Origin of the sequence: Flagellimonas pelagia (genome assembly GCF_003584135.1) — a bacterium.
GTDB lineage: Bacteria > Bacteroidota > Bacteroidia > Flavobacteriales > Flavobacteriaceae > Flagellimonas > Flagellimonas pelagia.
Window position 1 is genome coordinate 400,843 of the sequence record NZ_QXFI01000036.1, and the last position, 26,235, is coordinate 427,077.

Sequence of the window (26,235 nt, forward strand, 5' to 3'; positions counted from 1 at the left end):
ATGGATTCCATTACCGCTACTGCACAATCTTGGTTGACCGATTTTTTTGACGACGAAACAAAAAAAGAAATCCAACACCTCATAAAAAATGATCCCGAAGAACTTAAGGAACGTTTTTACAAGGATTTGGAATTTGGTACCGGGGGTATGCGCGGTGTAATGGGGGTCGGCACCAATAGAATCAACAAATATACCTTGGGCAAGAATACACAGGGATTGAGCAACTATCTCAAAAAATCGTATACCGACCACGATCTTAAGGTGGTCATTGCTTACGACTGCAGGCACAATTCCAAAACATTGGCAAAGACCGTGGCGGATGTTTTTTCCGCAAATGGCATAAGTGTTTACCTGTTTTCCGATCTACGTACCACTCCAGAACTTTCCTTTGCCGTAAAATATTTGGGATGTCATGCGGGTATTGTTTTGACTGCATCTCATAACCCCCCGGAATACAATGGGTACAAGGTGTATTGGGCTGATGGCGGACAGATCGTTCCCCCACAGGATGGAGAAATCATTGCAGAGATCGATTCCCTTTCCTTTGAGGATATCAAATTCGATAAAAACGAAGCACTGATCCATCTGATCGATGAGGAAGTGGACGAAGCCTTCTTTGATGGTTCGTTGAAAAATGGCAACTTCAACGCTAAAGGAAAAGACGATTTCAAGATCGTATTTACCTCCTTGCACGGAACATCCATTACCGCCATTCCAGAGGTGTTGAAACGGGCAGGGTATAAAAACGTGACCATTATTGAGGAACAGGCCACCCCTAACGGTGACTTTCCAACGGTAAAATCCCCAAACCCCGAAGAACCCGAAGCTTTGGAAATGGCCATTAAAAAAGCTGAGGAAATTGGCGCGGACATGGTTGTCGGCACCGACCCCGACAGTGATCGCTTGGGCATTGCCGTGCGCAACCTGGAAGGTAAAATGGAATTGCTCAACGGCAACCAGACCATGGTTTTGATGACCAAGTTTTTGTTGGACCAATACAAGGAAAAAGGATTCAAGGGCAACGAATTTATTGCTTCCACCATCGTTTCCACCCCAATGATGGCCCAATTGGCCAAAGCCTACGGTGTGGAATACAAAACAGCCCTGACAGGCTTTAAGTGGATCGGCAAGATGATCAAGGATTTCCCGAACTCCAAATTTATTGGTGGTGGTGAGGAAAGCTTTGGTTTTATGGTGGGAGATTTTGTCCGCGATAAAGATGCCGTGACCTCTACCCTTTTGGCCTGTGAGATTGCGTCCAATGCCAAGGCGGAAGGAAGCTCGTTCTACAAGGAATTGATCAATGCCTATGTGCAATTTGGCTTTTACAAGGAAAAGCTGGTTTCCCTGACCAAAAAAGGAATGAGTGGTGCTGAGGAAATCAAACAAATGCTCAAGGATTTTAAGGAAAATCCCGTGGCATCCGTTCAAGGTTCCAAATTGCTTTGGATCGAGGATTACAACACTTCCACGGCCAAAAATGTGCAGACGGGAGAGGAATTTTCCCTTAACCTGCCCAAATCCAATGTATTGATCTATGAGACCGAGGATGGCACCCGAATTGCGGCCCGTCCCAGTGGTACCGAACCCAAGGTCAAGTTTTACATCAGCACAAATGCAAAATTGGACAAGGCGGCCGATTATAAATCCGTAAATTCGCAGCTGGAAACCAAAATTGACGGTATCCTATCCGAACTGAATTTGTAGGTGAATGAACTACTTTAAAAAAATTCTCCGATTTGCAGGACCATACCGCAAATACGGGTATTTGAATATATTTTTCAATATTCTATACGCACTTTTCAGTGCATTGTCCTTTGCGGCCCTGATTCCCATGTTGGACGTTCTGTTCAAACCGGAGGAAAAGGTGCATGCCGAACCTGTATATCAGGGGATTTCCAATTTGAAGGACTATTTGCAGGATTACATCAACTATCGCGTCACAGCCTATTCCGGAGATGATGACATGAAAGGTCTTGTGCTGGTCATTGGCTTGGTACTGGTGCTTTTTCTTATGAAAAATGCCTTCAACTATTTGGCCATGTACTTTATCACCTTTCTTCGGAATGGGGTACTCAAGGATATCCGGAACAAGATGTACGAGAAAATCGTGGACCTGCCCATCTCTTATTTCTCCGAAAAACGAAAAGGTGATGTCATTGCCCGTATTACCTCGGATGTATTGGAAATCCAACATTCGTTTTTATCCATTTTGGAGCTCATCGTTAGGGAACCATTGACCATCCTGTTCACTATTTTGGTAATGTTCGGAATCAGCACCAAACTCACCATCTTCGTGTTCGTTTTTATCCCTATTGCGGGAATGATCATTTCACGGATCGGCAAATCCCTTAAACGAAAATCGGACAAGGTGCAAAAGGAACAAGGCGAATTTTTGTCCATTGTGGAAGAAACCTTGGGCGGATTGCGTGTCATCAAGGCTTTCAATGCTGAATCCAAGTTTTATAACACGTTTAAAAAATCCACAGACCGATTCTTTAAATTTTCCAACTCCCTTTTGAATCGACAAAACCTAGCCTCACCCACTGGAGAGTTTCTGGGCATATTGGTCATCGGGGTTTTGTTATGGTTTGGGGGCAAAATGGTATTGGTCGATAAAACCCTGGATGCGTCCTCGTTCATCGCTTATATGGGATTGGCCTACAACATCTTAACCCCTGCAAAGGCCATAAGCAAGGCTTCATACGGGGTGAAAAAAGGAAATTCAGCGGCAGAGCGTGTGCTGGAAGTGTTGGAATCCGAAAACCCCATCAAGGACAAAGAAGGTGCAGCCGAGAAAATGGATTTCAATACAGGTATTGAGCTGAGCAATGTAGGTTTCAAATATGAAAAGGATTATGTGTTGAAAGACTTCAACCTAAAGGTTGAAAAAGGCAAGACCGTAGCGTTGGTGGGGCAATCCGGAAGCGGAAAAAGTACCGTGGCCAATCTGGTCACCCGATTTTACGATGTGAACAAAGGCCAAATTTTGATAGATGGCACCAACATCAAGGACATTACCAAAAAGTCCCTGCGTGGGCTTATGGGATTGGTGACCCAGGATTCCATCCTCTTCAACGATTCGGTAAAAAACAATATCTCCCTAGGTAAGGAAAATGCCACTATGGAAGAAATTGTGGCCGCTGCCAAAGTGGCCAATGCACATGACTTTATTATGGACCTTCCCCATGGCTACGACACCAATATTGGCGATGGCGGTGGCAAATTGAGTGGCGGTCAAAAACAACGTCTCTCCATAGCAAGGGCCGTACTCAAAAATCCACCTATCATGATCTTGGACGAGGCTACCTCGGCCCTCGATACCGAAAGTGAACGCTTGGTGCAGGATGCCTTGGAAAAAATGATGCAGAACCGTACTTCAATCGTCATTGCACACCGCCTATCCACCATCCAAAATGCGGATACCATTGTGGTCATGAGCAAAGGGAAAATTGTGGAACAGGGTACCCATGATGAACTCATGAAAGCACAGAACAGCTACAAAAAGCTGGTGGAGATGCAATCATTCAGCATTTGATTATCCAAAGATTCAAAATTCAAGAATCAAGAATCAGGAGCCAGGAGTCAAGAGATTCTTCGCTTCGCTCAGAATGAACATAGAATAAATTAGCACCAAAATGTCATGCTGAACACCGTGAAGCATCTCAATTAAATCCCTACCAAAAGAGATTCTTCGCTTTGCTCAGAATGACAATCCTGGCAATTGATTATTGCTAATTGATAATTGCAAATTGTCCATTGAATAATTAAACCTTTTCCCCTTACCTTAGTCAAAGCATCAAATTGTACGGACCATTGATCGCTGAGGAAACCTTAGTACAAGAACTTAAGGACAAAAATAGCCAGGCAAAGGCCTTTGAGGTGTTGGTGAACACTTACAAAGAGCGGCTTTATTGGCATATTCGGAGGATTGTACTGGACCATGACGATTCCGATGATGTGTTACAGAATACCTTCATCAAGGTGTACAAAAATATAGATGGCTTTAAAGGGGAAAGCAAGTTATATTCCTGGTTGTACCGCATTGCCACCAATGAATCCTTGACATTTTTGAAGCAAAAATCAAAAAAAATGGGAATCGGTGATCAAGAACTCAAGGAGAGATTGGTAGAAAATCTTGAAGCCGATGTGTATTTTGAAGGAGATGAGATCCAATTAAAATTGCAAAAAGCATTGGCCGAACTCCCAGACAAGCAGAAACTGGTCTTCACCATGAAGTATTTTCAGGAAATGAAATACGAGGATATTTCCGAAGTACTGGAAACCTCGGTGGGTGCGCTAAAAGCTTCCTATCATTTGGCAGTAAAGAAAATTGAAGCGTATCTTAAAGCAGATTAAACCTTTGGCAAAAATTGATGTCAAAACCATATCATGAAAAAGGACAAAAAAAATAGTTTCAACACCCCGGAAGGCTACTTCGAAAGCTTCAACGAACGTTTGATGGCTCGAATCCAGCAAGAAGCAACGGATGAAACGAGTTCCATCATCCCGAAAACGGATGGTTTTGGGGTACCCGAGGGCTATTTTGATGCTGTTGTCCCTAAGATATTGTCCCGAACCACAGAAGAAAAGGGCAAGGTAATCCAGCTCAAATCTTACAGGAAAGTATACTATGGAGCAGCCGCTGTGGCAGCGGTTTTCATTTTGATCTTCGGATTCAATTGGAAGTCAGAGCCTTTACCTGTTACATTTGATGATTTGGCGAATACCGAAATTGATGCCTATTTTGACAACAACCGCATCGATATGAGTTCCTACGAACTGGCCGAAATGGTCTCCTTTGAAAACGTTCAATTGAACGATATCCTGGAAGATGACCTCAGCGGAGAAATCATTTTGGAATATCTTGATGCCAATGTTGACGACCTGAGAGACCTAAACATAGAATACATTGATTATGAGTAAAAAAATACCCATAGTGATCGCGTTTTTGATCGGCACCTTTTGGATGCAGGCCCAAGGACCGGTACGGGATCGCATCAAAACCTTGAAAGTGGCCTTCATCACCGAACGGGTAGGCCTGACCAGCAAGGAAGCACAACAATTTTGGCCCATTTACAACGAACATGAGGATGTTTTGGAAAACATTCGGAGAAAGGAACGTGCCGAGCTGCAATCCAAAATTTCCATGGCGCAAGGGCTATCGGATGCAGATTCGGAAGAATTGTTGAACAATCTTTTATCCCTTCAAAACGAACGCCACAATGCCGAACAGCAATTTATGGGAGATATTAGAAAAGTGATTCCTGCCAAAAAAGTACTGTTGCTCATCAAGGCTGAGGAAGACTTCAAAAAACAGCTACTACAAACCTATCGAAATCGAAAAGGCGGGGGATAAACCGCATAAAAAGTCAACAAAAAACAAGAGAAGAGCCGATTTGGCTCTTTTTTTATTAAACCATTTTACAATTCCATAGTCTTAGATACAGAAACCATAAAAATCCGCATTATGAAACGTATGAAGACACTTTTGGTTATCGTGGCCTTTTTGGGAACCATTTTGGCTGCACAAGCACAAAGAAGAACCGTGGTGAAGGTTTATCCAAAATATGGAACTGTTGTCACCACCATTTCAAGTCCCACAATTGTGGTGCACAATAGCAACAATTTTTATTATGCCGATGGCGTATGGTACAAACCTCGGGGAAGAAAATATGTGGTATGCGCCGCACCACGGGGAGTTGTCGTGAACACCTTGCCCAGAGGAAGCAAAGTGGTGTATGTAAATGGCAGAAGACTCTATAAATATAGAGGTGTTTGGTATAAAAGAGCAGGACGACAATATGTAGTCGTGACCGTATAGTTTTAATTGTTTTTTGGTTGGTTATGAATGGAGAGGGGGCTTTGATGAGGTCCCTTTTTTGTTTTTTTAAAGCATTTACGCTGGATTCATCGATTTTATAATCCTTATATCTATTTACCAAAAACATATGATAAATGTCATACTACCAAGGGAATTCTTGCTTTACTTTGCCCTATATTCCATAAATTATGCACATACGGGCCTTAGAGGATAAAAATATTTGGGGAGAAGTAATAGAACAATGCGAACAGTATGACTTCTACCATACATTCGATTATCATCAAATCTCCAAGAGGGATGGAGAAAAGCCCATTCTCTTGGAATTTAGGGATGGGGATAATCTTATAGCCCTACCTTTGCTCATTCGAGACATAGATGGAACACCGTACAAGGATGCCACTTCCGTTTATGGGTATGCTGGTCCGTTAACTAGGAATATTACGAGGAACTTCAACAATGCCTCTTTTAAAAAAATGTTGAAGGAATTTTTAATGGACAGCCAAATCGTTTCTGTTTTCTCCAGACTCCATCCTTTTATTAAAAACCAGGAGCCAGTTTTATCTGGAATAGGAGAAATCATTCCGCATGGACACATTGTGAACATTGATCTTACCAAAAACCTTAACGAACAAAAGCGGGGATACAATAGAAGGCTAAGGACCTATATCAATAAAGAGGCACATGAATATAAAATCATAGATGGCACCTGCGAGGAGTGTCTGGATGCCTTTATAGGTGTTTACTGTGAAAACATGAAAAGGGTAAAGGCAAATCCTTCCTATTTCTTTGGAAAAAAATATTTCTACGAACTTTTGGCCAGTGGTCAGATCCATGCTCGACTATTGGTTGCCCAGCATATTAAAACTAGTCAATTGGCGGGAGGGGCTATTTTTACCATGAACAATGGAATTGTTCAATATCATCTATCTGGTGTCAAGGAGGAGTTTCTCAATCTAAACCCGATCAAATTACTTATAGATCATGTTCGTGTGCAGAGCACGAACGAAGGTTACTCCTATTTTAACCTTGGCGGTGGACTTGGAGGACAGGATAATGACTCCTTATTCTACTTTAAGTCTGGTTTCTCAAAGGATTTTAAGACTTTTCAATCCTGGCAATACGTGGTGGACAAACGAAAATACCAACAAATCATAAAGCAAAAAGAAACTTTGGATGGACAAAACACCAACAATTCCTGTTTTTTTCCCATTTATCGACAAACGCCCCCAAACGAAATGGAAATATCTGAAATTAATTGCCTAGGCAATGATTGAAAACCCATTTACCTCAAAGACCTTTACAAATATCTGGGTCAAATTTTTTGGGGGCCATCAAAATACTTCTAAGTTTTCGGGCATAGAAGGGATACAGTTCATAAAGGGCAACTGGGGAATCTATCATAACCTGGGAAAAACACACACCAAAGGGATGTTTTATTCTATAGAAAACCCAATATCCTTGCAGGGAAAAACCTGCTTGATCTATGATGTCCCTTCCTATTTCAAATGCCCAGGACCCAATGTCCCTGAATCAACAACGCTTCTGAAAATAAGACAATATCCTGGTTTTCTAATTGAATTGGATCAATTCAAAGACCTACAGGATTATATGAGACACAAATTTCAAAAATCCAGCAGGTATAAACTCAATAAATATCAAAAGAGGCTGAACGAATGTTTCGACATCAAACCGGTTATGCACGATGCGGCCCTAAACTTGGACGAATTCAACAAGATATTCGAAAAATTCAGGTCGCTTTTGGTAAAACGATTCGAAGGTAAGGGGGAGCACAACAACAATTTGGATATTGAAGAATGGGAATTCTATAAGAACGTCGCTTTCCCAATGATACAGGAAAAAAAAGCCGGCCTATTTGTGGTTTACAATGACGGTGAACCTATTGCCATTACACTCAATTACTTTTCAGGAGACATTATTTTTGATGCGATCACCGTTTTTGATATCGATTATGCCAAATTCAATTTAGGCTCCATCAATATTATGTTCTTGATCCAGTGGGGAATTAAAAACGGTTACAAGATTTTGGATTTTTCCAAAGGGTATTTTGATTACAAGACACGTTGGGCCACAAAAAAATATGATTTCGAGTACCACATTTTATATGGAACCAAATCAATCCTTTCCAAAATAAAAGGAAAGTCTTTGGCCACCCTACTAAAATTAAAACAATATTTAAGGGAGAAAAACCTGAACCATCTTTTAAATAAAATTCGTTTTGCAATACAACCGAAGGAGAAAAGCGAGCCCAATGCAATCAACGGCAGGACCAAAAAATTTATTTTTAAGGACTATGATGACAGCAATGGTCTTCCTTTGGGAAAAGAGACTGTCGTTACCCCTGAAACCAGGGCGTTGCTATTTGAATTCCTATATCTTTTTGGGGAAAACTCCAGAGAGGTAGAGATATATAAATTAAAGGATTCCGACAATCTATTTGTGTTCATGGGAAAAAACATCAAAAAAATGGCTGTTGCAATAAACGACCCATTACCCCCGAACTATGTATAATAAACCACCATGCTCTTTAACTCTGTAGAATATTTGATTTTTCTCCCCATAGTCTTCTTTGCCTATTGGGCCATCGGAAAATTCGGCAATCTAAAGTCACAGAATGGCCTGTTACTTATTGCCAGCTACTTTTTCTATGGCCTTTGGGACTGGAGGTTCCTTTTCCTTATCCTGGCCAGTACTGTAGTGGACTATTTGGTGGGCTTGGCCATCCATCAAAAACAGTCCCAACAGAAAAAAGGAAAGCTCTTGTTATGGTGTAGTATCGTATTTAATATCTCCTTGTTAGGTTTTTTCAAATACTACAATTTTTTTGTTGAGTCCTTTATTGATATGGTCAGCTTGTTCGGATATACCATAAAAAGCACATGGACCTTAAAAATCATCCTACCCGTAGGAATCTCGTTCTATACCTTTCAAACCATGTCCTATTCACTGGACATTTATTACAAACGGATTAAACCGACCAGGAGCTTTTTGAACTTTGCCACCTTTGTGGCCTTCTTTCCGCAATTGGTTGCCGGTCCTATTGAACGGGCTTCCAATCTGTTGGGTCAGATTACCAATAAACGCTCATTCAATTATCTACAAGCCACGGAAGGCCTGAAATTGGTTCTATGGGGCCTTTTTAAGAAAATGGTGATTGCTGATGGTATTGCCCCTATTGTGGACGATATTTTTGCCAACTATGACAATTTTTCCGCCAGTACGCTCATCATGGGAGTCACCTTTTTCAGTTTTCAGGTTTACGGGGATTTTTCAGGTTATTCCGATATTGCAATAGGCACCTCCAAATTATTCGGAATAGAGTTGATGTCCAACTTCAAGTTCCCAAATTTCTCCAGAAATGTGGCCGAATATTGGCAAAGATGGCATGTTTCCTTGTCTACATGGTTCAGGCACTATCTATACATTCCATTGGGAGGGTCCCGGGGCAGTAAGCTTCAATCCATTCGAAACATTAGTATCATTTTCTTGGTGAGTGGTTTTTGGCATGGGGCCAATTGGACCTTTATATTTTGGGGAGGATTCCACGCCTTGGCCTATATCCCTGTTTTTTTGATGGGGAGGAATACCATATACAAGGACAGTGTAGTGGCACAAAACACATTTCTGCCTACCTTCAAGGAAATGGGACAATTGATCCTGACATTTGCCATTGTGACTTTTTCACGCATTTTTTTCAGATCGGAATCCCTTCAAAATTCTTTTGCCTTCATCAAAAGGTTGTTTACACAATTCCATTGGGAAGAATATCATCATCCCATGGGATATCGAATGATCGATTATTTTGTTCTGTTGGTCCTTTTTGTGGTATACGAGTATATTATCCGAAAGGATGAACGCAGCCCGTTCAAGTTCAAGTATAGGGCAGTACGCTTCTGTGTATATACATTGGTCGTTTTTTGTATTTTATTGTTCTACGATGATGGTGTAGACCGTTCATTCATTTATTTTCAATTCTGACATGTTCAAGTTTCTTTTAAAAACCGCCATATATTTCGTACTAATTCTAGTTGCTTTGGAACTTTTGGTAAGGGTATTCCATCTTTACCCGGAAGACTCCCCAAGATACATTGACGAATATGGTGTGGAGAAAAGGGTTCCGCATTACCGTGGATATAGTGTGACCGGCAATAGGCTTCAAAACTTTTCTGAATATAGGATAAACGATCAAGGTTTCAATTCCTATAGGGAGTTCAACCCTAGCTATACAAAAAAGGAACTTGCCCTGATCGGGGATTCCTTCATACAAGGTTTCCATCAAAATTACTACAACTCCATTGGCAAGAAAATAGAGAACAACACCTCTAACCTTGAAGTATATGAATATGGCTATGCTGGATGGGACCTGGCAGACCAGCTTCATTTGATACATGCCTATAAAGAAGCTTTCGCTAAAATAGATAAGATCGTGGTCTACGTTAAATATCCCATGGACTTTGAAAGGGCTGTTTATGCGCCAAACGTGGACCGGATCAAACTTCTTCAATCTACCTCTTTCAAGATACGCGATAACATCAAATTACTTTATTATGCCTCGCAAATTGGCATTCTTGATCCTGTAAAAGATTTAATGGTAAACAACATAGAAAACGGAAATGACAAAGTGGAACACACCATCACATCGAAGGATACCGATAGCCTCAGCATTGCCAACTTTGAAACATTGATCAATACCTATCCCATTGACAAGTCAAAAACCAGTCTCTTATTGGACAAGAGAAATACATCGAGGATATTTCTGGAATATTGTGCCAAAAATGGAATTGACATCATAGACTTTGGAGCTTGGTTCGAAAAATCGAAAAAGCCGGTCACTTTGATTTATGACAAACATTGGAACAACAACGGAAGAACCTTGGTCGCCAAAAGCATCATCGACCATTTACAGCTATAATAACCGTAAGTTCAATTAAACTGTAACCTTGCGATCCTATTTCTACCGGCAGCATAGGCAACGGAATCGTTCAAAAATCGAAGGGTAAAAAAAGATTCTTCGCTCAGTTCCTTCCAATTCTCGCCACCATCGGCAGAATAAGAAATCCCGGTAAATCCAATAGCCACCAATCCCTTTCCTTCAGAATTGGGCACAAACTGCACACAGCTTTTATAATCAGGTTCCTTTCCATCAGCAATCAGGCTCCAGGTTTTCCCGCCATCCAGGGTAATAATCTTGTTCTTTTGGTTGGATTCGGGCGAAGTGTAATCCCCTCCTATGGCAAAACCAAGGTTTTGATCATAGAAATCCATGGAATAGATGCCTTGTGTGGGCTTCTCATGAATGATCGGGGTTTGTTGGATATCCCAAGTGCTTCCCTTGTTCGCAGAATGATAGATCCGCCCTTCAGTGGTACCTATCCAAACTTGGTTACCCGTCACTGCAATGTTACTGTTACTGGCCGCAAAGGCACCTTCCCCATCAATCCCTTCGGGTAAATTGGAACAAGGTATTTTAGTCCAGGTTTGTCCTCCATCCTTGGTCAAGATAATGGAAAGACAACCATCTACGGTATCGCCCACCGCAATGCCTTCCATATCGTTCCAAAAAGTCATGGCATCATAAAAAATCCCTTCACCCTCTTCTTTATAGACCACTTCCATTTTACCATTACCTCCTGTTTTGTAGAGCAAGGCCGGACTTTCAATGGATAACATGAAAAAATCTTTTGATGTTTTACCCACTGCCCTAAAACTTGGGGTCAACGAATCATAAGTCTGGATGTTGGAACGCACTTTGTGAGTGTTCACATCCACAGTTCCATAAACCCCGCCACTCCCTGCAAAAGCCAAGGTTTGGCTATCTAAAAAAGTTATGGCCCTGATACTCACGGAATCTTCAAAAATAGGTGTTACGGATACCGATTGAAAGGGTTGTTGTTTTTTTTCGGTGGAACAGGACGCCAAAACCAAGAGCGTCAAGAGAAGAATGGATAACCTCATTACATTTATTTTCCCCAAAAGTAAGGAGAAATGATACCTTTGCAACCTTATTTTATGTCATGCGTCTACACAGAAACTTGGTATTTGCCGTAATTGATGCCCTACACCTTATTTTTAACGAAGGGGAATATGCCGATAAGGTCATTGAAAAAGTATTGAAGTATGACAAACGCTGGGGCGCCAGGGACCGTGCCTTTATTGCCGAAACCACCTATGACATTGTCCGTTGGAAACGGTTGTATACCGAAATAGCCGAGGCCCACGAACCCTATACCCGTCCCCATTTGTTCCGATTGTTTGGAGTTTGGTGTGTATTGCGCGGCATAAGGCTTCCCGATTGGAAACAGCTGGAAGGAACCCCTGAACGACGTATCAAGGGGCGGTTTGACGAGCTTTCCAAAATTAGGAAGTTCAGGGAATCTGTTCCCGATTGGATGGATGAGCTGGGAGAAAAATCCTTGGGGAACGAACTTTGGACCAAGGAAATAGCAGCACTCAACCAACAAGCAGAAGTCATCCTTCGAACCAATACCCTAAAAATTCCAAAGCCCCAGTTACAATCGTTTTTGGCGAAAGAAGAAATTGAAACCGAAACTTTGAAAGGCTATCCAGATGCTTTAAAATTGAAGGAGCGGAAGAACGTTTTCACCACGGAAGCATTTAAGGACGGGCTTTTTGAAGTGCAGGATGCGTCTTCACAATTGGTGGCGCCTTATTTGGAAGTGGAACCAGGTCAACGCGTTGTCGATGCCTGCGCCGGTGCCGGAGGGAAAACGTTGCATTTGGCTTCTATGATGCAGAACAAGGGCCAACTCATCGCACTCGACATTTATGAGAGCAAATTGAAAAAACTGAAAATCAGGGCTAGACGCAATGGTGTGCACAATGTGGAAACCCGTGTCATCGATTCCAATAAAGTCATCAAAAAACTGCACAACAGTGCCGATAGACTCCTCCTTGATGCGCCTTGCTCCGGATTGGGGGTCATTAAACGAAATCCAGACTCCAAATGGAAATTGGAACCCGAATTCATTGACCGTATTATGGGTGTTCAGCAGGACATTCTCCAGAATTATAGCAAAATGCTGAAAAAAGGCGGACAAATGGTCTATGCCACCTGTTCCATCCTTCCGCAGGAAAACACCGAACAGGTCAAAAAATTCTTGGCCTCCGAAGCCGGGAAAGAATTTGAATTGGTAAGAGAGCAGAATGTTTATGCTTCCGAAACAGGTTTTGACGGATTTTATATGGCGCTTCTCAAAAAGAACTGATTCGATTCACACAAGCCCTAATTTTTTCCAACAATAAATTTTCGGCTACAACAACCTTAGATTAGACTACATCCCCCCTCTCGTATTGGGCCAACTTTGCTGTGTCAATTCATAACAATAAAAATTCTAAGAAAATGGACACAAAAAAAGTATGGTTGGTTACCGGAGCCTCTAAAGGATTGGGACTGACTTTGGTTAAAACATTGTTGAACCACGGATACCAGGTAGCGGCCACTTCCAGAAGCTTAAACGCTTTGGAAAATGCCGTGGGAAAACAGGAAGCTTTCCTGCCGCTCCAAGTAGATTTGATGAACGAGGAAAGTGTGGGATCTGCAATTTCGAAGGTACTGGAAACTTTTGGCCATCTCGATGTGGTGGTCAACAATGCCGGATATGGGCAAAATGGAACTTTGGAAGAGATTACCGATGAGGAATCACGACAAAATTTTGACGTGAATGTATTTGGTCTGTTGAACGTCATCCGTAAGTCCATACCGCATTTAAGGGCACAGCAATCGGGGCATTTTTTCAACATTGCATCCATTGGTGGTATGGTAGCCACTTTTCCCGGATTTGGCGTGTATTGTGCCACAAAGTTTGCCGTCGTTGGTTTAACAGAGGCTTTGTATACTGAAGGAGGACCTTTTGGGGTACATGCCACAGTGGTTTATCCAGGGTATTTCCGCACCGAGTTCCTATCCGATGATTCCCTGAAATTAGCCAAAAACCGCATGGATATATATTCCCAAGCTAGGGAATCGGAACGCTTGCACAAAGAAGAGATTGCCGGAAACCAATTGGGGGATCCCGAAAAAGCTGCAGAGGTACTCATCAAGGTGGCCGAAAGCGATGACCCTGCCCTACATTTGTTCTTGGGTAGCGACGCTTATGGCATGGCACACCAAAAATTGAAAACCTTGGAATCTGCCTTGGAAGCCAACAAAGCATTAAGCCATTCCACGGACTTTAAAAATTAATGTGTAATTTGAAAATGGGGCAAGGCTTTCCGCCTTGCCCCATACCTATCAATAGCGTATGCATACTTTTAATACCTTAAGTGAGTTCCACAAATTTTGTGCACTCCCCAAACCTGAACATCCTTTGATAAGTGTGGTCAATTACGGTCAAGTGGACTATCAGACCATTGAAAAGCAAATCACTTGGACGCAAAATTTTTATTCCATCGGTTTGAAACGGGATATACAGGCCAAGGTCCGATACGGGCAACAGGAATACGATTTTGATGAGGGGTTGTTGAGTTTTATCGGCCCAAGACAAGTGCTGCAGTTTGAAATGCTTCCAACGGAAAGGAAACCCTCAGGCTGGTTGTTGCTCATCCACCCTGATTTCTTGTGGAATACCCCTTTGGCCAAGACCATCAAAAACTATGAGTTCTTTGGCTATGCCATCAATGAAGCTCTATTTCTTTCAGAAAAGGAAGAGAACACTATCATCGATATTCTGTTGCACATTCAGCAAGAATATCGGTCCAACATCGACAAATTCAGTCAGAACATCATCATTGCCCAACTCGAATTATTGCTCAATTATGCCGAACGATATTACCAAAGACAATTTCTTACGAGAAAGATCAACAACCACGAGGTTTTGGTTCGGTTGGAGGATTTTCTCGACACCTATTTCAACGGAGAGGAAGCCATTGACAAAGGGATACCGACCGTCCAATTCGTAGCGGACACCTTAAATGTTTCTTCCAATTATCTGAGCAGTCTGCTTAAAGTCCTGACGGGGCAAAGTACCCAACAGCACATCCATGAAAAACTGATAGAGAAGGCCAAGGAAAAATTATCGACCACCCAACTTTCGGTCAGCGAGATTGCCTACACCCTAGGATTTGAGCATTCCCAATCCTTTAGCAAGTTGTTCAAAAGCAAGACCAAACAGTCGCCGCTGGCTTTTAGGGCATCATTCAATTAAAACAGCCATGTCAAGCCGAGTCGAGATATCAGTTTAAAGGTTCTCGACTCCGCTCGATATGACAGTATTTTCATAACCTTAAGGCTTCACAGTAGGATACTCCACTCCCAATTGCTCCAAGTAGGTGTCGTATTTGTTCTCATCGAAGTAAAATTTCTCCAACTCGGGACGGAAGCTTTCCTGTTTTTCTTTATTCAAATAGATGGGGGGCATATCATCTGCAGCGATCATCGGCTGATACTTGGTCTCCTTGGTCTGCTCGTTGTTGAAATAATCCCAAGCCTGCGTCAACAGTTCTGGTTTCAACAAGAAATCCAAAATGGTCATGGCCTCGGCCTTAGCGCCGGCAGTCACGCCTTTATGAGCAATGGGAGTGGCCATGGCGATGGCGTTGGCCCAATGGTGACCGGGCAATCCTGGAATGTTTGAAGGAAAACGCATGGTCACGGTCGGCACTTTCCAAGAAATATCACCAATATCATCAGAGCCACCGCTGATGGGCTCCAAAACCGGTAATCCCAATTCGGATAATTCTGTGGGCAGTCCCTCAATCTTTTTGGCCTTCACTTCAGTTTGAACGGCCTTGGCCAATTCCTGATCAGCCTCCGTCCAAGTAGGAAGCCCCACATCCTTGATGTTCTCGTACATGGTCTCGGCAATCACTTTGTTATAGTGACGTGGCCAAGCGGTACCCAAAACCCTAGAGGTCATGGTCGTGCTGGTCATCAAGGCAGCACCTTTGGCAATATCATTGGCCTGGGCATACATTTCCATGATACCTTCGTAGGTGACATCCCTGAAATAAAACCAAATAGCAGCTTTGGAGGGCACCACGTTAGGCTGGTCGCCCGCATCCGTAAAAATAGAGTGGGAACGTTTTAGGGGGTGCAAGTGCTCCCTTTTGTAGTTCCATCCAATGTTCATCAATTCAGCGGCATCCAAGGCGCTACGTCCTCTCCATGGTGCTCCTGCAGCGTGTGCAGCTTCCCCTTCAAAAAGGTATTCCACGGAAATTAGGCCCGTACCACTGGTAGGTCCCCATGAAACCCCCAGATTGTTACCCACATGGGTAAAGATGCACATATCAATTTTGTCAAAAAGGCCATCACGAACATACCAAGCCTTTGCGGCTACCAATTCTTCGGCAATACCTGGCCATAAGATCAAGGTACCACCAATATTCTCGCGCTCCATAATTTCCTTCACGGCCAATGCGGAAGTGATGTTCAATGGGTTACCGGCATTGTGCCCCTCTCCGTGTCCGGGTGCCCCATCCACAATCGGTTTATGATAGGCCACTCCTGGATATTGGGAGGCTTTGGGAATACAATCCACATCACTACCAAGAGCGATGACGGGGCCATCCCCATTGCTCCACGTGGCGAACCAAGCGGTTGGGATTCCCGAAATGGAATGCTCGATGGTAAAGCCGTTGCTTTCCAGGATTCCAGTGAGGTATTTGGAGCTTTCTTCCTCCTGAAAACCAAGTTCAGCAAAGCTGAAAACCTTGTCCACCATCACTTGGGACTGCTTTTTATGGGCCTCCACAATGGCAGCGGCTTCGCTTTTTAGTTTTTCAATCTGTTTTTTGGAGTATTTTTTTTGAGCGGATGCAAAGGTGACACTGCTCAGGATCAGTATCCCGGACAATAGGATCTTGGCATTTTTCATAAGGTTGGTCATTTGAGTTAGTTACAATGCTTCTAAGATAGGAAATCAGTTAAGGAGTCAATCAAATTCCAGTCTAAAACTTTAATTTTTAATTGCTTTATAATATTGATCAATTTTAATTGTCATTTTGACTTTATTATAACCCAAATCCTACCTCTTGAATAAGCCACTTGCCTTAATCTATGGAGATTTCCAACTAAACTAGATTCTTAAAATGGCAACTTGGCTGGTCTTGCATAACGAACATTCTGATTACGGGGATATAATAGGAGAGATTTATGAATTTCCCATAGGAATACCCAATTCCAAGCAAATCAAAATTGGAGATACATTAGTTTTTTGTTTGACTAAAAAATCATCAGAATCGAATAAAAGAATACTTGGATTTGGACAAATTATTCAATTAGAACCAAGACCTCCAATGGCAAATGACAAACATAAAAGAGAGAGATTTGCCGCATATCTTACTGATTACAGAAAATTTAATCCCCTTCTTTCTTTTGATGATATCGGCGGTGACCCCAGAACTAATTACACCAACTCTATTAGTAGAGTGAATATTGATTTTAGTGAATTTGGAAATGAACCGTTCAATCCTATTCCGAATGATGATTTTAACGAAAAACAGCAATACGCCCGAATAATAAGAAGAGGGCAATTTCAATTTAGAGAAGAATTATTAAAAGCATATGATTATAAATGTGCGGTTTCCGGACATGGGCCAATCAATGTCCTTGAGGCATGTCATATTCTACCTCATAGTAAATCTGGCATTAATCAACTAGATAATGGAATTCTATTGCGGTCTGATTTACATAACTTATTTGATGATGGCTATCTCAGGATTCAACCTTCAACTTACATAATAGAAGTAGATTCAACATTATCCGAAACACCATACTACAAGTTTAACGGTGAAAAACTGAGAGCGCGGGGTGATGGAAAGCAACCAAATAATGAATATTTACAAAAACGGAATAAGTTATAACGTTTACAAAACTTTAAAACTATATCAACATCCATAGTTAACAATTCCAAAATCCCATTCGTCATTTTCCACTCCAAAATCGTAAATTTGCACTTTCTAAAACCGCTCAACGCACCACTCGTATGATCCATTTTTTTGGGGACAAGGCTACCAAGGTTTTTGCCGTCCAGACCACACAGGAAATTGCTCAGGAAGACAACAGTAAACTGACATGGTTGTTCGGCAACCAACCCAGGATAGAAGCGGCGTCACTCGACGCCTTTTTTGTTGGCCCACGTGCCGCCATGGTCACGCCCTGGAGTACCAACGCCACCGAGATTACCCAGAACATGGGCATATCGGGCATCATTCGAATTGAGGAGTACCATACTGTTTCCGAGGATTTTACGGATTACGACCCCATGCTCTCCCAAAAATACAGGAGCTTGGGACAGGATATTTTTACCATCAACATCGTTCCCGAACCCATTTTGGAAATTGAGGACATTGCCGCCTACAACCAAAAGGAAGGTTTGGCCTTGAGTGATGAGGAAGTGGACTATCTGGAAGGATTATCCAAAAAGCTCGGCCGTATGTTGACGGATTCCGAGGTGTTCGGCTTTAGTCAAGTAAACTCGGAGCACTGCCGACATAAAATTTTCAACGGAACTTTTGTGATCGATGGCGAAGAGATGCCTTCTTCCCTTTTCAAGTTGATCAAAAAGACGTCTGAAGCCCATCCCAACGATATTGTTTCGGCTTATAAGGATAATGTGGCCTTCATCAAGGGTCCCAAAGCAATCCAATTTGCACCCAAAAGTGCCGATAAACCCGATTTTTACGAGGAAAAGGAATTCAATTCCGTGCTTTCCCTAAAAGCGGAAACCCACAACTTCCCTACCACGGTTGAACCCTTCAACGGTGCCGCTACTGGTTCCGGAGGAGAAATCCGCGACCGTTTGGCTGGAGGAAAAGGTTCACTGCCTTTGGCCGGGACCGCCGTGTATATGACTTCCTATTCCCGCTTGGAGGAAAACCGTCCGTGGGAAAAAGGAATGGCAGTAAGGGAATGGTTGTACCAAACCCCAATGGATATTTTGATCAAGGCGTCCAATGGTGCTTCCGACTTCGGAAATAAATTTGGACAGCCCCTGATCGCAGGTTCCGTTTTGACCTTTGAACACCAAGAAGAAGCCCGAAAATTGGGCTTTGATAAGGTCATTATGATGGCTGGTGGCATCGGGTATGGCAAATCCGAACAGGCATTGAAAGAAACGCCAAAAACAGGAGACAGAATAGTCGTTCTAGGTGGTGACAATTACCGCATCGGGATGGGCGGAGCGGCCGTATCAAGCGCCGATACGGGCGAATTCAGTTCTGCCATCGAGTTGAACGCTGTACAACGTTCCAACCCCGAAATGCAAAAAAGGGCTTCCAATGCCATCCGTGGTTTGGTGGAAAGTCATGACAACCCTATCGTTTCCATTCACGATCACGGTGCAGGTGGCCACTTGAACTGCCTATCCGAATTGGTGGAAGAAACCGGTGGAAAAATCGATACGGACAAACTCCCCATCGGTGACCCTACCCTATCCAAAAAAGAATTGATCGGCAACGAATCCCAAGAGCGAATGGGATTGGTGATTGGTGAAAAAGATATTGAATTATTAGATCGTGTGGCCGCCAGGGAGCGTTCGCCCATGTATCAGGTGGGAACCGTTACTGGGGACCATAAATTCACCTTTACCTCTGGTACTACAGGTGAAACCCCAATGAACTTGGAGCTTTCGGATATGTTCGGAAGTTCACCCAAGACCATTATGGCAGATACCAAAGCCCAACAAACCTACCCTGCCCTTTCCTATTCGCTGGAATATTTTCATGATTATTTGGAACAAGTACTGCAATTGGAGGCCGTAGCCTGTAAGGATTGGCTGACCAACAAGGTAGATCGCTGCGTTGGGGGCCGCGTGGCCAAACAACAATGTGCCGGACCACTTCAATTGCCATTGAACAACGTTGGGGTGATGGCACTTGATTTTAAAGGTAAGGAAGGGATTGCGACCAGTATCGGGCATTCCCCTGTTTCCGCCTTGATCGACCCTATTGCAGGAAGTAGAAACAGTGTAGCAGAATCCTTGACCAATATCGTTTGGGCCCCGTTACAGGACGGTTTGAAATCCGTTTCCCTTTCCGCAAACTGGATGTGGCCCTGCCGCAACAAAGGAGAAGATGCTCGTTTGTACGAAGCGGTAAAATCCCTTTCGGATTTTGTAATCGAACTGGGTATCAACGTGCCTACAGGAAAGGATTCGCTTTCCATGAAACAAAAATATAAGGACGGAGAAGTACTTTCCCCAGGAACCGTAATCATTTCTGCCGCAGCGCATTGTGATGATATCACCAAAATTGTGGAACCCGTTCTGCAAAAAGAAGGTGGGGATATTTATTACATCAATTTTTCCAAAGATGCCCATAAATTGGGTGGATCATCCTTTGCCCAAATCTTGAACGGTATTGGGGATGAAGCCCCATCCGTTTTAGATGCGGCTTATGTGAAAACGGTTTTCAATACGTTTCAACAATTGATCAAGGACGGACAGATTTTGGCCGGCCACGATATTGGCTCCGGAGGTTTGATCACTACTCTTTTGGAAATGTGTTTTTCAGACAACGACCTTAGTGCCGAACTGGATTTGACTTCCATCGGCGAATCGGATATCATCAAACTGTTGTTCTCGGAAAATATTGGGGTTGTACTTCAGTCCAAGGACAGTTCCATCGAAAAAGTTTTGGCTGAAAATGGCATCGCATTCAACAAAATTGGAAGTGTTTCCATTGGTAACATTCTGCACATCAAGAACAATGCTGTGGAAATCGGCCTGAACATCGTATCGCTTCGAGATACCTGGTTCAAAACTTCCTATTTATTGGACAGCAAACAGACTGCCAATGGTTTGGCCAAGGAGCGTTATGACCACTACAAGGAGCAACCATTAATGTATGCTTTCCCTGAAAACTTTACAGGGAAACTCCCAATGGCTTCGACTTCGCTCAGCCATCGCCCCAAAGCCGCCATTCTTCGTGAAAAAGGAAGCAACTCGGAACGCGAAATGGCCAACGCTATGTATTTGGCCGGTTTTGATGTGAAAGACGTGCACATGACCGACCTCATCACAGGTAGGGAAACTTTGGAAGATATCCAATTTATTGGTGCCGTGGGAGGCTTTTCCAACTCGGACGTGCTAGGTAGTGCCAAAGGTTGGGCCGGGGCTTTCAAATACAATGAAAAAGCCAACAAGGCCTTGAAGGATTTCTTCGCAAGACCCGACACCCTTTCGGTGGGTATCTGTAACGGTTGTCAATTGTTCATGGAGTTGGATCTCATCAACCCCGAGCATCAGACCCATGGCCGTATGACCTACAATGATTCGCACAAACATGAGAGCAATTTTACTTCAGTAAAAATCCAAGAGAACAATTCTGTGATGCTTTCCAACATGGCCGGTAACACCTTGGGAGTTTGGATCAGTCATGGTGAGGGAAAATTCAGTTTGCCGCACAACGAAGAGCAATACCACATTGTGGCGAAATATGGTTATGAAGACTATCCTGCCAATCCAAACGGAAGTGATTACAACACCGCCATGCTTTGCGATAAAACAGGTAGGCATTTGGTGACCATGCCCCATATTGAGCGTTCCACCTTCCCATGGAACTGGGCCCACTATCCAAAGGATAGACAAGATGTGGTTTCACCTTGGTTACAGGCCTTTGTGAATGCTAGGGAATGGTTGGAAGCCTTGGACAATTAGTAATTTAAGGGCATCAGATTGTGAATTATTTAGGGATTTTTCAAAATTTCCCTACGGTAATTGTTAAATCGTTTTCTTTGTTAAGCTCCGATTTGCTAATTTGCAATCGCTTTACATAAAACTTACTATGCAAACCGTTACCCGATTATTTGATTTTCCTTATTATCAACTAGAAAAACATCCCCTAGAAAAGTCATTGGTTACCAAATACAATGGCAAATGGGTCCCCACTTCAACCCAAGAATATATAGACAAGGCGAATGCATTTAGTAGGGGCTTACTACAATTAGGGGTGAAACCCAATGACAAGATTGCCCTTATTTCTACCACCAATAGGACGGAATGGTGCATTTCGGACATAGGAATACTTCAAGTAGGAGCACAAAACGTGCCCATTTACCCAACCATTTCCGAGGAAGATTATGAATATATCTTGAATCACTCTGAAGCAAAATATTGCTTTGTGTCCTGTGATGAGGTACTTCAAAAAGTGTTGGCCATTAGTGGGAATCTCAAAAAACTGATAGATGTTTACTCTTTTGATCAACTGGACAATTGTAAAAACTGGACCGAGGTACTTGATTTGGGTAAGGATACTTCAAAGCAAGAAGAAGTTGAAAAAAGAAAGGCCGATGTGTCCCCAAACGATTTGGCAACGCTCATCTATACTTCGGGGACCACTGGAAAGCCCAAAGGGGTAATGCTTTCCCATAACAATATCGTTTCAAATGTGTTGTCCGCACAAAACAGGTTGCCCCTTGAACCTGGGGAAAGGGTCTTAAGTTTCCTTCCCATCTGTCATATTTTTGAACGAACGTTTTCCTATGCCTACATCTATCTGTGCTATGAAATTTATTTTGGGGAAGGACTTGACAAAATAAGCGCAAATGTAAAGGAAGTAAAACCTTCGACCATGACAGTAGTGCCCAGATTGGTAGAAAAGGTTTATGATGCCATTGTCGCAAAGGGTGCTGAACTTAATGGAATCAAAAAGAAAATGTTCTTTTGGGCAGTGGAGTTGGGCCGAAAATTCGAGCCCTATGGTGCAAATGGCTGGTGGTATGAAAAGAAATTGGCCCTTGCCCGCAAGTTGATATTCAGTAAATGGCAGGAAGCCCTTGGAGGCAACCTTAAAATGATGGCCTCTGGCAGCGCAGCGTTGCAACCAAGACTTGGTCATATTTTTGGGGCCGCTGGCCTACCAATCATGGAATGTTATGGATTGACCGAAACATCTCCGGGGATTTCCGTCAGTGAAATAAGAAATCACGGATGGAAAATAGGCAAGGTGGGCAGAATCATGGACGGTGTGGAAATTAAGATTGCCGAAGATGGTGAAATCCTCTGCAAAGGTCCCAATGTGATGATGGGCTATTATAAAGACCCCGAAAAAACCGCTGAAGTCATGACTGGGGAGTATTTCCACACAGGGGATATAGGCGAAATCGATGAAGACGGTTTTCTACAGATCACGGACCGTAAAAAGGAAATGTTCAAAACTTCGGGAGGAAAATATGTGGCTCCACAATTGTTGGAAAATAGGTTCAAACAATCCAACTTCATAGAACAGATCATGGTTGTGGGTGAAGGTGAAAAAATGCCTGCGGCCCTTATCCAACCCAATTTTGATTTTGTACGGGAATGGGGCAAAAGACATGGCATTTCCCTTGAAACCAATGAGGAAATTGTTAAAAATGACAAAGTCATTGCCCGGCTACAAGATGAAGTAAATCTGGCCAATGAGGAGTTTGCCAAATGGGAAAAAGTAAAGCAGTTTCGATTAACACCTGATGTTTGGAGCATTGATGGCGGACACTTGACCCCTACCCTAAAATTGAGACGAAAGATCATCAAGGAGAAATATATTGATCTTTACAATGATATTTATGGGCACTGAACAATGAACATTGGCAGTTAGCAATAAACAATCAACAATGAAGCGCAGGTCATTCTGAGCGAAACGAAGAATCTCTGTCTTTTTATGAGCCAAAAACAAGGATGACTTCAGTGATATTTTCAAATTACTAGTCTTAATAGCATCAGATACAAGATAGGATATAAACAATCATAGTTTTTATACCCACTTTAAATGGATTCCGAAACAAGTTCGGAATGAAGGTTGATTTGGAGTTAATGGCCACAAAAAAACCACCAAATAGATTGGTGGTTTTTTATATCCTAAATATTCATCAGATAAATATCAATCGCAATCAATGGCAGAATCTCCCTCAATTGTCCATCCAAAATTATTTATAAGTGTTTCACGAGCAGTGGCAGCATTACCGTTTAAACAATACTGCATATTGGTAGCTCCTAGCGTTATGTTTACTGGAACATTTGCCAAATTTGCCCAACCAATTAAAGTAGCACTATAATTTTCTATGGACATACCGCAATTCGGAAGCATATCATTCATATTGATTACATTGCTTATGTTCCAATCTGCCAAATCCTGATTAAATGAAGCCGCATCTGCAAACATAACACCCATCAATTGAACATTACCTATATCCCATCCACTAATGTCGATATTGAATAGATCTGCACCGGCAAACATTGCTAGCATATTGAACACATTGCTCACATTCCAATTGCTAATATCAGAATTAAATGAATCAGCCTCAGCAAACATGGCCGACATATCAGTCACGTTACTTACATCCCAACCACTTATATCGGCATTAAAAGATTTTGCATCTGCAAACATACTTGCCATTGTCACGACTTCACCTACATTCCAGCTACTGATATCTGCATTGAACAACTCTGCACCTGCAAACATACTTGTCATTTTTGTCACTTTTCCTACCTGCCATGTGTCAATGTCAATATTGAAATTTTTTAAACCAGAAAACATATAGGACATATCTGTCACGTTGCTCACGTCCCAACCACTTATGTCCGCATTAAATAAATCAGCATAAGCAAACATATTTGACATATCGGCAACTTTACTCACATCCCACATACTTATATCTGCATTAAATAATTTAGCTCCACTAAACATTCCTTTCATATCGATAACATTACCAACATTCCATCCACTTAGATTTGAATTGAAGGAAGAAGCATTGTAAAACAATGCTGACATATTTACAACATTGCTCACATTCCAGTTACTGAGGTCTGAATTGAAAGATTTAGCTTCATAAAACATGCCTGCCATTTCAGTGACATTACTTACATCCCAACCACTTAAATCAGAATTGAACAATTCAGCGCGTAGAAACATACCGCTCATGTCGGTAACGTTGCTCACATCCCAACCACTAAGATCTGCATTGAAAATAGAAGGTGAATCAAAATCCAACTCATAAAAAACAAAACTTGCGAACATTCCTGCCATATCTTCAACATTCATCAAATTGGGGACATCAAGAGCATGATTTTCCATATTTATACAGTTGGAAAATGCCCGATTAAAGCTTTCCCAGATATTGGTACCCCATTGCTCTATACCAATCAAACTTTTCAATATCTCAATGCCTTCTTCTGTGATAAGATTGGTGTGTCCCATTTTAATAGCTGGAAAAACTCCTTGAATCGAAACCTTATATTTACCTTTGGATGTATAAATATGACTAGGGTTTTGCATAGTGAGTTCTTCCAATGTACCATCACCCCAATCAATAGTATAGTTATATTCATAATTGGAATCGGTTCCAATTATGATTTCAAAATCATTTTCGGGAATATTCCAAAGAGTAACAAATGAATCAGGATCTTCTGCCAAAGTATCAATAACATTGGTTACGGTGATGGTGATGTTAGCTTCTTCTTCTTCAATTCCATCAGTTACTTTCACCTTAATTAGGTGCTCTTTAGTAACTTCATAATCTAATGCTTTCCCATTAACTAAAGTGAGAATTCCCGTATTGGTAATCTCGAATAAACCATTGTCATTAGTTGTAATGCTAAAGGTCAATTCGTCTTTATCTATGTCCGTAGCCTTTATTGTTCCTATAGTTTCACTATCAGAAATATCCTCCGAGACAGTAAAGCCTTGATCCATAATTACAGGTACATTGTTTTTAATTGGTTCAGGGCTATCATCTTTCCCGCATGAACAAATTAATAGCAATACCACAGCGCAGCATAAACTTTTGATTTTCATAATATTTGATTCGTTATTTAATCTTGACAAAATCGATTCTTTTACTAAGAATGCCGACCATGACTTGACCATTACTCCATTTGAATTGACGAATGGGCTTTGTTTTGGTTTTCTTATCAAAAAAGGTCAACACTTAACCATAATTTATTATGCATGCATAATAAATTTTCATATATTTGAAAACACCAAACCGGTTCTATGAAAGATTTGACCATTGACTATGCCCTTCGGGCTACATGGCAAGCGGTGAGCAAAATGTACAATGAAGAAGCCAAAAATTATGGACTTACCATGGCGATTGGTTTTACATTGCTAAGCATGGACCCAAAAGGCGGTACACCCAGTACTACCCTAGGGCCTAAAATGGGCATGGAAGCCACGAGTCTGTCAAGAATATTGAAAACCATTGAAGAACGGGGTTATATTGAACGTAGACCCAACCCTAATGATGGAAGAGGGGTGTTAATCTATCTTACTGCACTGGGGCTCGAAAAAAGGGAAGCATCCAAAGATGTAGTTCTTAGATTCAATGAAGTGGTCAAAGAGCATGTTTCCGAACAGGATTTGAATGGTTTTTTTAAGACTATCGATATCATCAACAAACTTATCACGGATAAGAAAATCTATATAAAAACAACTAATAATTAATTTACAAACCCGCA

20 protein-coding genes are annotated in these 26,235 nt (G+C 42.1%); 17 read left to right on the forward strand and 3 right to left on the reverse strand.

The window, feature by feature from the left end; genetic code table 11:
- From D2V05_RS18840 to D2V05_RS18885, 10 genes are all read left to right on the forward strand, one after another.
- The gene (locus D2V05_RS18840; RefSeq protein ID WP_119649143.1) at positions 1 to 1,707 is read left to right on the forward strand and encodes a phospho-sugar mutase; all 1,707 of its coding nucleotides are present in this window, start codon (positions 1 to 3) and stop codon (positions 1,705 to 1,707) included.
- 4 nt (positions 1,708 to 1,711) lie between these two features.
- Entirely contained in the window at positions 1,712 to 3,538 is a 1,827-nt protein-coding gene (locus D2V05_RS18845) for an ABC transporter ATP-binding protein (protein ID WP_119649145.1), read from the forward strand.
- A 278-nt stretch (positions 3,539 to 3,816) separates the two neighbouring features.
- The gene (locus tag D2V05_RS18850) at positions 3,817 to 4,359 is read left to right on the forward strand and encodes an RNA polymerase sigma factor (protein WP_119649413.1); all 543 of its coding nucleotides are present in this window, start codon (positions 3,817 to 3,819) and stop codon (positions 4,357 to 4,359) included.
- A 33-nt stretch (positions 4,360 to 4,392) separates the two neighbouring features.
- Complete coding sequence (locus D2V05_RS18855) at positions 4,393 to 4,926, forward strand: hypothetical protein (protein ID WP_119649147.1); 534 nt, start codon at positions 4,393 to 4,395, stop codon at positions 4,924 to 4,926.
- Complete coding sequence (locus tag D2V05_RS18860; protein WP_119649149.1) at positions 4,919 to 5,359, forward strand: hypothetical protein; 441 nt, start codon at positions 4,919 to 4,921, stop codon at positions 5,357 to 5,359. Before D2V05_RS18855 ends, D2V05_RS18860 begins: the two co-directional genes overlap by 8 nt.
- A gap of 111 nt (positions 5,360 to 5,470) precedes the next feature.
- Positions 5,471 to 5,824, forward strand: a complete 354-nt coding sequence (locus tag D2V05_RS18865) for a DUF6515 family protein (RefSeq protein ID WP_119649151.1) — start codon at positions 5,471 to 5,473, stop codon at positions 5,822 to 5,824.
- Between the two features lie 188 nt (positions 5,825 to 6,012).
- Positions 6,013 to 7,098, forward strand: coding sequence for a GNAT family N-acetyltransferase (locus D2V05_RS18870; RefSeq protein WP_119649153.1), 1,086 nt, complete (start codon positions 6,013 to 6,015; stop codon positions 7,096 to 7,098).
- 334 nt (positions 7,099 to 7,432) lie between these two features.
- A complete protein-coding gene (locus tag D2V05_RS18875; RefSeq protein WP_220473579.1) occupies positions 7,433 to 8,353 on the forward strand; it encodes a GNAT family N-acetyltransferase in 921 nt (306 codons plus the stop codon).
- A gap of 9 nt (positions 8,354 to 8,362) precedes the next feature.
- Positions 8,363 to 9,820 carry an MBOAT family O-acyltransferase gene (locus D2V05_RS18880; protein ID WP_119649156.1) on the forward strand — a complete coding sequence of 486 codons (1,458 nt, stop codon included), beginning with the start codon at positions 8,363 to 8,365 and terminating at the stop codon, positions 9,818 to 9,820.
- Between the two features lie 55 nt (positions 9,821 to 9,875).
- Positions 9,876 to 10,754, forward strand: coding sequence for a hypothetical protein (locus D2V05_RS18885; RefSeq protein WP_235855499.1), 879 nt, complete (start codon positions 9,876 to 9,878; stop codon positions 10,752 to 10,754).
- An 11-nt stretch (positions 10,755 to 10,765) separates the two neighbouring features.
- On the opposite strand, the gene D2V05_RS18890 is transcribed toward D2V05_RS18885, so the two are convergent.
- Entirely contained in the window at positions 10,766 to 11,797 is a 1,032-nt protein-coding gene (locus tag D2V05_RS18890; protein WP_119649160.1) for a WD40/YVTN/BNR-like repeat-containing protein, read from the reverse strand.
- Between the two features lie 59 nt (positions 11,798 to 11,856).
- Between D2V05_RS18890 and D2V05_RS18895 the strand changes: the two genes are divergently transcribed.
- The 3 genes from D2V05_RS18895 to D2V05_RS18905 all read left to right on the forward strand — a co-directional run bounded on the left by D2V05_RS18895 (position 11,857) and on the right by D2V05_RS18905 (position 15,006).
- The gene (locus D2V05_RS18895) at positions 11,857 to 13,068 is read left to right on the forward strand and encodes an RsmB/NOP family class I SAM-dependent RNA methyltransferase (protein ID WP_119649162.1); all 1,212 of its coding nucleotides are present in this window, start codon (positions 11,857 to 11,859) and stop codon (positions 13,066 to 13,068) included.
- Positions 13,069 to 13,202: 134 nt separating this feature from the next.
- The gene (locus D2V05_RS18900; protein WP_119649164.1) at positions 13,203 to 14,045 is read left to right on the forward strand and encodes an SDR family NAD(P)-dependent oxidoreductase; all 843 of its coding nucleotides are present in this window, start codon (positions 13,203 to 13,205) and stop codon (positions 14,043 to 14,045) included.
- Between the two features lie 58 nt (positions 14,046 to 14,103).
- Positions 14,104 to 15,006: a helix-turn-helix domain-containing protein gene (locus D2V05_RS18905; protein ID WP_119649166.1), complete on the forward strand. Its 903-nt coding sequence runs from the start codon at positions 14,104 to 14,106 to the stop codon at positions 15,004 to 15,006.
- Positions 15,007 to 15,084: 78 nt separating this feature from the next.
- Here the strand turns inward: D2V05_RS18905 and D2V05_RS18910 are convergent, their stop codons facing one another.
- Positions 15,085 to 16,677, reverse strand: a complete 1,593-nt coding sequence (locus D2V05_RS18910) for a zinc-binding metallopeptidase family protein (protein ID WP_119649415.1) — start codon at positions 16,675 to 16,677, stop codon at positions 15,085 to 15,087.
- 214 nt (positions 16,678 to 16,891) lie between these two features.
- Between D2V05_RS18910 and D2V05_RS18915 the strand changes: the two genes are divergently transcribed.
- The 3 genes from D2V05_RS18915 (at position 16,892) to D2V05_RS18925 (ending at position 23,356) form a co-directional block, all read left to right on the forward strand.
- Entirely contained in the window at positions 16,892 to 17,665 is a 774-nt protein-coding gene (locus D2V05_RS18915) for an HNH endonuclease (RefSeq protein ID WP_119649168.1), read from the forward strand.
- A 122-nt stretch (positions 17,666 to 17,787) separates the two neighbouring features.
- Complete coding sequence (gene purL, locus D2V05_RS18920) at positions 17,788 to 21,459, forward strand: phosphoribosylformylglycinamidine synthase (RefSeq protein WP_119649170.1); 3,672 nt, start codon at positions 17,788 to 17,790, stop codon at positions 21,457 to 21,459.
- Positions 21,460 to 21,586: 127 nt separating this feature from the next.
- Positions 21,587 to 23,356: an AMP-dependent synthetase/ligase gene (locus D2V05_RS18925; RefSeq protein WP_119649172.1), complete on the forward strand. Its 1,770-nt coding sequence runs from the start codon at positions 21,587 to 21,589 to the stop codon at positions 23,354 to 23,356.
- Positions 23,357 to 23,659: 303 nt separating this feature from the next.
- Here the strand turns inward: D2V05_RS18925 and D2V05_RS18930 are convergent, their stop codons facing one another.
- Positions 23,660 to 25,573, reverse strand: a complete 1,914-nt coding sequence (locus tag D2V05_RS18930; RefSeq protein ID WP_183114866.1) for a BspA family leucine-rich repeat surface protein — start codon at positions 25,571 to 25,573, stop codon at positions 23,660 to 23,662.
- 198 nt (positions 25,574 to 25,771) lie between these two features.
- Between D2V05_RS18930 and D2V05_RS18935 the strand changes: the two genes are divergently transcribed.
- Positions 25,772 to 26,221 carry a MarR family winged helix-turn-helix transcriptional regulator gene (locus D2V05_RS18935; protein ID WP_119649175.1) on the forward strand — a complete coding sequence of 150 codons (450 nt, stop codon included), beginning with the start codon at positions 25,772 to 25,774 and terminating at the stop codon, positions 26,219 to 26,221.
- The last annotated feature ends 14 nt before the right edge of the window (positions 26,222 to 26,235 follow it).

What these genes read in the sequence shown, in the direction of transcription:
- D2V05_RS18880 (WP_119649156.1), top strand. Translation starts at nt 8,363, where the DNA reads ATGCTCTTTAACTCTGTAGAATATTTGATTTTTCTCCCCATAGTCTTC.
- D2V05_RS18890 (WP_119649160.1), bottom strand. Translation starts at nt 11,797, where the DNA reads ATGAGGTTATCCATTCTTCTCTTGACGCTCTTGGTTTTGGCGTCCTGT.
- D2V05_RS18855 (WP_119649147.1), top strand. Translation starts at nt 4,393, where the DNA reads ATGAAAAAGGACAAAAAAAATAGTTTCAACACCCCGGAAGGCTACTTC.
- D2V05_RS18865 (WP_119649151.1), top strand. Translation starts at nt 5,471, where the DNA reads ATGAAACGTATGAAGACACTTTTGGTTATCGTGGCCTTTTTGGGAACC.
- D2V05_RS18840 (WP_119649143.1), top strand. Translation starts at nt 1, where the DNA reads ATGGATTCCATTACCGCTACTGCACAATCTTGGTTGACCGATTTTTTT.
- D2V05_RS18875 (WP_220473579.1), top strand. Translation starts at nt 7,433, where the DNA reads ATGAGACACAAATTTCAAAAATCCAGCAGGTATAAACTCAATAAATAT.
- D2V05_RS18900 (WP_119649164.1), top strand. Translation starts at nt 13,203, where the DNA reads ATGGACACAAAAAAAGTATGGTTGGTTACCGGAGCCTCTAAAGGATTG.
- D2V05_RS18870 (WP_119649153.1), top strand. Translation starts at nt 6,013, where the DNA reads ATGCACATACGGGCCTTAGAGGATAAAAATATTTGGGGAGAAGTAATA.
- D2V05_RS18930 (WP_183114866.1), bottom strand. Translation starts at nt 25,573, where the DNA reads ATGAAAATCAAAAGTTTATGCTGCGCTGTGGTATTGCTATTAATTTGT.
- D2V05_RS18845 (WP_119649145.1), top strand. Translation starts at nt 1,712, where the DNA reads ATGAACTACTTTAAAAAAATTCTCCGATTTGCAGGACCATACCGCAAA.
- D2V05_RS18895 (WP_119649162.1), top strand. Translation starts at nt 11,857, where the DNA reads ATGCGTCTACACAGAAACTTGGTATTTGCCGTAATTGATGCCCTACAC.
- purL (WP_119649170.1), top strand. Translation starts at nt 17,788, where the DNA reads ATGATCCATTTTTTTGGGGACAAGGCTACCAAGGTTTTTGCCGTCCAG.
- D2V05_RS18925 (WP_119649172.1), top strand. Translation starts at nt 21,587, where the DNA reads ATGCAAACCGTTACCCGATTATTTGATTTTCCTTATTATCAACTAGAA.
- D2V05_RS18935 (WP_119649175.1), top strand. Translation starts at nt 25,772, where the DNA reads ATGAAAGATTTGACCATTGACTATGCCCTTCGGGCTACATGGCAAGCG.
- D2V05_RS18860 (WP_119649149.1), top strand. Translation starts at nt 4,919, where the DNA reads ATGAGTAAAAAAATACCCATAGTGATCGCGTTTTTGATCGGCACCTTT.
- D2V05_RS18915 (WP_119649168.1), top strand. Translation starts at nt 16,892, where the DNA reads ATGGCAACTTGGCTGGTCTTGCATAACGAACATTCTGATTACGGGGAT.
- D2V05_RS18905 (WP_119649166.1), top strand. Translation starts at nt 14,104, where the DNA reads ATGCATACTTTTAATACCTTAAGTGAGTTCCACAAATTTTGTGCACTC.
- D2V05_RS18910 (WP_119649415.1), bottom strand. Translation starts at nt 16,677, where the DNA reads ATGAAAAATGCCAAGATCCTATTGTCCGGGATACTGATCCTGAGCAGT.